The sequence below is a fragment of the Salinivibrio sp. SS2 genome, assembly GCF_001722075.1.
GTDB lineage: Bacteria > Pseudomonadota > Gammaproteobacteria > Enterobacterales > Vibrionaceae > Salinivibrio > Salinivibrio proteolyticus.
In genome coordinates this window covers 1-5,380 of sequence record NZ_MEBP01000028.1, presented here as the reverse complement: position 1 = coordinate 5,380, position 5,380 = coordinate 1, and the positions used below count along the sequence as shown (strand labels likewise).

The 5,380-nt window shown below is 46.8% G+C and carries 6 protein-coding genes; all 6 read right to left on the bottom strand.

The window, feature by feature from the left end:
* Positions 1 to 197: 197 nt before the first annotated feature.
* The 6 genes from BGK46_RS02055 to cas10 are packed head-to-tail and all read right to left on the bottom strand — an operon-like array spanning position 198 to position 5,129.
* Positions 198 to 719 carry a hypothetical protein gene (locus tag BGK46_RS02055; protein WP_069586818.1) on the bottom strand — a complete coding sequence of 174 codons (522 nt, stop codon included), beginning with the start codon at positions 717 to 719 and terminating at the stop codon, positions 198 to 200.
* Between the two features lie 24 nt (positions 720 to 743).
* Complete coding sequence (gene cmr6 / locus BGK46_RS02050) at positions 744 to 1,793, bottom strand: type III-B CRISPR module RAMP protein Cmr6 (RefSeq protein ID WP_069586817.1); 1,050 nt, start codon at positions 1,791 to 1,793, stop codon at positions 744 to 746.
* Between the two features lie 2 nt (positions 1,794 to 1,795).
* The gene (gene cmr5 / locus BGK46_RS02045) at positions 1,796 to 2,218 is read right to left on the bottom strand and encodes a type III-B CRISPR module-associated protein Cmr5 (protein ID WP_254659640.1); all 423 of its coding nucleotides are present in this window, start codon (positions 2,216 to 2,218) and stop codon (positions 1,796 to 1,798) included.
* Positions 2,219 to 3,091: a type III-B CRISPR module RAMP protein Cmr4 gene (cmr4, locus tag BGK46_RS02040; RefSeq protein WP_069586816.1), complete on the bottom strand. Its 873-nt coding sequence runs from the start codon at positions 3,089 to 3,091 to the stop codon at positions 2,219 to 2,221. It lies immediately after the preceding gene.
* A gap of 23 nt (positions 3,092 to 3,114) precedes the next feature.
* Positions 3,115 to 4,257, bottom strand: a complete 1,143-nt coding sequence (locus BGK46_RS02035) for a type III-B CRISPR module-associated protein Cmr3 (RefSeq protein WP_069586815.1) — start codon at positions 4,255 to 4,257, stop codon at positions 3,115 to 3,117.
* Positions 4,258 to 4,259: 2 nt separating this feature from the next.
* Positions 4,260 to 5,129, bottom strand: a complete 870-nt coding sequence (gene cas10, locus BGK46_RS02030) for a type III-B CRISPR-associated protein Cas10/Cmr2 (protein WP_084781200.1) — start codon at positions 5,127 to 5,129, stop codon at positions 4,260 to 4,262.
* Positions 5,130 to 5,380 lie beyond the last annotated feature (251 nt).

Here is a 5,380-nt window from a genome sequence, read left to right as displayed (position 1 = left end):
CGTCTGCTTTGCATTATGGACTGTTGTCAAGTTGGCTGTATGCAGGTATGTTGAAGGCGTCAGAGAAGTGGACGCATCCGGTGCAGAATTGGAACCTGACATTGTCCCAACTGAGCATCCACTTCGAAGGGCGGCTCGACGACTACGTAGATCTTTAAACGTTGGGTGACACAGAACTTTGAACACCCTCGCTCTAATTAGCGAATTTGATGACTTGTCGAAATCATACTGACTACGATATCGTTAAGTAGCCGTCCTCGAAAATTTGTAACTACTGCGTTTCTTTGTGAATCTATTTTATTCATATCACTATCATTGATTTTACCATCGCATGTGGGAGCGTAGACTATCATCGCAGTGTTATCTTTTTTCAATTGGATAATTTCGTCAAACGCAGCCGAATCAACGCTACTATAATGAACCACATAAAAAGAATAACTCTCAGCTTTTTTTAAACAATCTTTGTCAATCTTGACTATATTTTTTTCCTTGAACAATCCTGAGTCTAGAATGACTGACTTTAAATCTTCATACTTATCAGTTGCAAATATAGCAATTTTTCTCTGAGACAACCCTTTACCGATTCGATACCAAACAGGAACGAACCCTCGAATGACATAAAAAAGGGTACAAAAAAGTCCAAAAACAGATAGTAATGTAAAAAGACCACCCATAACGCTAAAAAAAGGGTGATCAAAAAAAGTAAAAAATTTCCCCATAACACACTCTCATTAAAAACTTTATTAAATACAGTCAACTTTGTTAATTAAATCTTTGAGTTTTTTATTTTTCTTTTTCGGATCCCAAAACCGCACACACTGCCTCACAAGGTCTTGCAAGGCCAGTTTGTCTTTATCATCCCAGCTCTTGCCATTTTCAATAGCGTTTTTTATTTGCTCCCGTAATAATCCAGATGAATCTGGCTTATTTTCTTCAATTTGAGCATTGAGTTCAGACCTTATCGAAAAAATATCTCTTTCTTCTTTGGTCATTGCAGCGAATTTCACTTCCTCTTCGAGCCTTATCAGCTCACTCTTTTTCTGGTCAATGAGTGTTTGTGATTGCGACATATACCCATACCCAGCAGCGGTTTTTGCGCCGATGCCATTATGTTCAAGTGCTTCTTCTAGCATCCGTTGGCATGTTTGTAGTGCCTCAGGCTCACCTTCCAACACAAATAGGAAGCTACCCTGCACCGCTAATAAATGGTTTGGGATCGGGCTATCTGTGTCTGATGGCTTATCTTGACTGCCATTGTAATAGGCTTGGTGGTGCGTCGTGACCACATCAAGCACAAACGGCTTGCCGCCGTCTTTGGGGATCCACCAAGCGTCGTGAAACGTCACTATGCCCGAGATACGGCTCGGTTGTTCACTGTCGTCGGTGCCCAGTAATTCCTCAATATCGTCAGAAAACGCTTTTAGGTTACTGTTTGCCCAGTTACGTACCACGCCTTTTACGCTCGAACCGGGAATATACGGCATGCCATAGTTACGGCTGAGACAGCACCCTGTTTCGAGGCCAGCATTACCATTCATGCCTATCAACAGACGGTTTTTTAGCGTGAACGCAGCTTGTTGAAATCGGCTGTCATCGCCGGTCAGGTCGAACCAACGATTAAATGCCGTTTTGTACTCAGCAGAGGCTGGTAAGGCGACTAGCTTTTGCAGGTGTTCCTTTTTGGAATTCTCTCCGTCAAGCGATAGCAAGCCCTTTTCAAGCAATAAACTAGGGTTGATGCAGTTGCTGCTTCGAAACGGCGCGTCTACCTTTTTGCGGACCAGTGCAACCATGGTTATTTCTCCTCAAGTGCCGTTTGGTTTAAACCTTCACCATCAGCGCCGATGTTCCACACACCTTGCACGTAACGTCGAAGCCAACCAGCAATCGCGAGTACATTACGCGTCATCGCGAGCGTTTGAGGGAGCTCTAAGTGAATGATCGCCTCGTGAAAAGCCACATTATCTTGGTATTGATGAGTCGTTAACGCTTCAATAACAAGCCTTAAATCTGTGAGCAAATCGCTGTGGTGAGCTTCATTTTTGGCGAGTAAAAATCCAGTGGTTTGGGTTAAACCATTTTGCAGCAACATTGTAGGCAGTTTATGCACTAATGTTGCGTATTTTTTCTTCGCTTCTTCCGTATACGACTGATGTTCTTTGTCTTTGATTCGCGCAAAGGCTTCGATAGCGATCTTTTGGCTGCGTGATTCCATCATTTACTCTCCCTTATCTTCTAGGGAGATGAACTGCACTAAACCACTGCCAGTTCCCATATTTCCGCCCATTTGTAGCAGCGGCTCTTCTTTCAGGATATGGTTCAATTCACGCACATATTGCTCATGACAGCGGTTATGATCTACCGAATACACGCCCCAAAGGATACTTTCAGCAGGCAAGCTTTCTTCGGACCAAAGTGCGCCGTTATCTACTACCCCCGTCGTTTCGTTAATGCGAATACGCGTGCGAATTTCAGTGGCCGTTTCAGCCAAAAACGAAAAGACGGTATCGGGCAATACGACGATCCGTTTGCGCATGCTCTCCCTAAGCTCTTCGTTATCCGGATATATACACTGTGCAATATCTTTCGCCCAGGGTTCGACGTCGCCACTGGTTTGAGCGTCTAAATCTAAGTCCTCCAACACCATCACATTATCTTGATGGTTGGGGTTATCATTTGGACACAGTGCTTGTTTTTCTGACGGCATCGGAAGTGAGAAATCAAGTTCTCGATCCTGTTTGTATCGCTGTAAAATAAATGGACAGGTCGCATACGCCAAAATGCCATAAACCGTTCGAACAGGCAGCAATAGCAAATGCGCATCAGTGATCGACAGCGCACCCGCTCGGCCATCGTTGGAGGTGCTGGCGCCAAAGAGTGAGTAGGTTAGACCTTGTAAGGCACTTGACTCTGCAACTGATTCTGTATCGCTTACGTGAGCTTTTAATACACCTCGCACCGTTGACCCTGGCACGATCGGGAGATAAGACGCACGTTCACGCGCAATGGGTTGATCGACAATGCCGACAGACTGGCCTGCGCCACAATGTAAAATGGTATGGCTAAACAAGTGATAGACGTGAAAAGACATAAATTTCGTCCCTTGAAATGATGTTAAGAATTGACCGAATCAGCGGCAGGAAGCGCTAAGCCGAAGCCATTACGATTATGCTGTGCCTCATCGCACACATGGGCAAGCCACAATGCTTCAATATCCGCTTCGGGTGCCTCGCCAACAATGTCAAACCAATAGGTCGCCCCAGGTGGGATCATTTTCTGTGCCGCCCGTGGACGTCGATTCGCCAAGTCCCAACCAGACTGCGGTAGCCAACGTTCAAGCGCGGTGGCGCGCAAACGCACTTGCAGCGTTTGACAGCCCGGAGGCGTGCCCATCAGCGTTTCTTGATCTAGCCATTGTGGCAGCCAACCACCATTGAATAGCGCTGGCGTTAAAAGCGTGAGCGTAAACGCGCCACGGTTGACAATGGAGTCAACTAAATCAGCTGGCCTCGCGGGCCAAATAGGCGAGGACACGATATTTGCTAAACGACGCTCGCCGCCAAGGTTCAACAGAGGTAAACTGATGTCGCCATCAATCCCTGCCAAAATACCAATCCTTTCGTCAGGAAACGGTTGCGCTTTGCTCGGTTTTTGCCACATCGTTAACCCTGTGGTTTGAAAAATCTTTCCTGACTCCGCTTGACGGCTTTGATTGTTCACCGATATATGTGTGCGAATATCCGGATCAGCCGGGGTCCAGCCGTTTTGCTGAATCTGTTGAACGCTTAACGCGTCCCCTCTTCGCCACGCTAATAAATCATGGAACGACCACCAATTTGGTCCGGAAACGGGTTTGCCTTGGTGCGCGGCATCACTCAATAACGGCCAAAGTCCATTGGGTAGATCGCACCCTTCTCCACTATTGGGCTTTGCCGGTTTTGATCGTGCCAACACGACCGTATCCGCTTTACGATCATGCACGTACTGCACATCCGCAGGCTTTGGTACCAGTATGTTTTCTTCACTGGGCGCGTTACCATTGATGGGCATCTTTACAGCTAACGGCCCTGTCACCGAAAGCATCAACAAATCTTCATTCAGCGGTTTTCCCGTACTGCGCGCATGAATGTTGCGTAATGCGCCGGCGACCGTTGAAGGAGGCGGAAATCGTGCCGACTGCGCATCGGATATTTCCTCAAATGGCCGACTTGCGCGAATAATCAAAGGATCTCGTGGTTTGATAAGATAATACTGCATGGTTAATCTTCCCCTCCAATATCCTTGGCTGTTTTCGCACTTATCCACCGAGCCAATATCAATTGATTCGCGAGTTCATCCAACGAATAACGCGATGCCTGCGTTCTAAGATGCTCTTTTAGTGTGTGGATACGCCCTTGCATCTCGCCGCTTTCGCGCTCTTTCGTCGTATGATTGTGCGCAAACGCGGCACGCACCAACATACGTTCGAGTTCACTGCGACGAATATCACTCACATCAGGCCCGTTTTCATTCTCGAGCCACTTCAATTGGTGGGCCATATTACGTATATCTTGCATAATTCGCGTAGGCATAAGGTCTTGCGAAAAAGCCTCAACAAAGGCTGAAAATGCATCAAGTGTCGTTGAATCGTCCCAGCGACAGCGCCATGTAATTTCATGGCCTGAACGGATCCCTAAATGCACGGCAAGTGCATTTCTTGGCGCTTGCTCGTCATTCCCTTTTGCGTGTTTTTCTGCTGCTATTGCACGCTGACGTAGCTGGCGCATAGGCTGAACAAAATGCCCAATCGCTAAGCCAACCGACAGTGTCGGCGCGACCATTTGTGGCTTGTTAAAGTTGTTCTTGATAACGGCATTCATAGCAGCGGTAAAGTGATTAGCCAGTTTCTGAGCGCACAGTATTGCTCGGTGTAGTGGCAAGAACGCTAAAATATCGTCGCCGCCGGTATAAATCGCATGACCACCAAACTCTCGAATCATCGCGCGCACATCACTCGCAAACCGATGCAACGCATCTGAAATATTAATGGATTGGGTTGTGTTATCCGCTTGCGCAAATAACTCCCCCATTCGGTCACCATCCGCTTTCAGTAACACGCCGTAAGGGACGGGTTCTCCATACTGAGCCACAACATCTTTAGTTAAAAAGCGGTGTAGTTCTTTATACGCGTTTTCATCATCAAACTCGGATGCCTCGAGCCGGCTCGCAAAGAGGTATTCACCGTGGCGTTGTTGATCAAATCATTCACCTAACGCACTGATCCCAATGGGGTTGCCCCCATCAATCAACTCGGTAACTAACAGGCATACCAAGTCTTATGACTTTGTTTATTGCTTTCACGTTGGCCAATGCTTTACAAACTTGTGCATCGTAATCAGTA

What these genes read in the sequence shown, in the direction of transcription:
- BGK46_RS02035 (WP_069586815.1), bottom strand. Translation starts at nt 4,257, where the DNA reads ATGCAGTATTATCTTATCAAACCACGAGATCCTTTGATTATTCGCGCA.
- cmr4 (WP_069586816.1), bottom strand. Translation starts at nt 3,091, where the DNA reads ATGTCTTTTCACGTCTATCACTTGTTTAGCCATACCATTTTACATTGT.
- cmr5 (WP_254659640.1), bottom strand. Translation starts at nt 2,218, where the DNA reads ATGATGGAATCACGCAGCCAAAAGATCGCTATCGAAGCCTTTGCGCGA.
- BGK46_RS02055 (WP_069586818.1), bottom strand. Translation starts at nt 719, where the DNA reads ATGGGGAAATTTTTTACTTTTTTTGATCACCCTTTTTTTAGCGTTATG.
- cmr6 (WP_069586817.1), bottom strand. Translation starts at nt 1,793, where the DNA reads ATGGTTGCACTGGTCCGCAAAAAGGTAGACGCGCCGTTTCGAAGCAGC.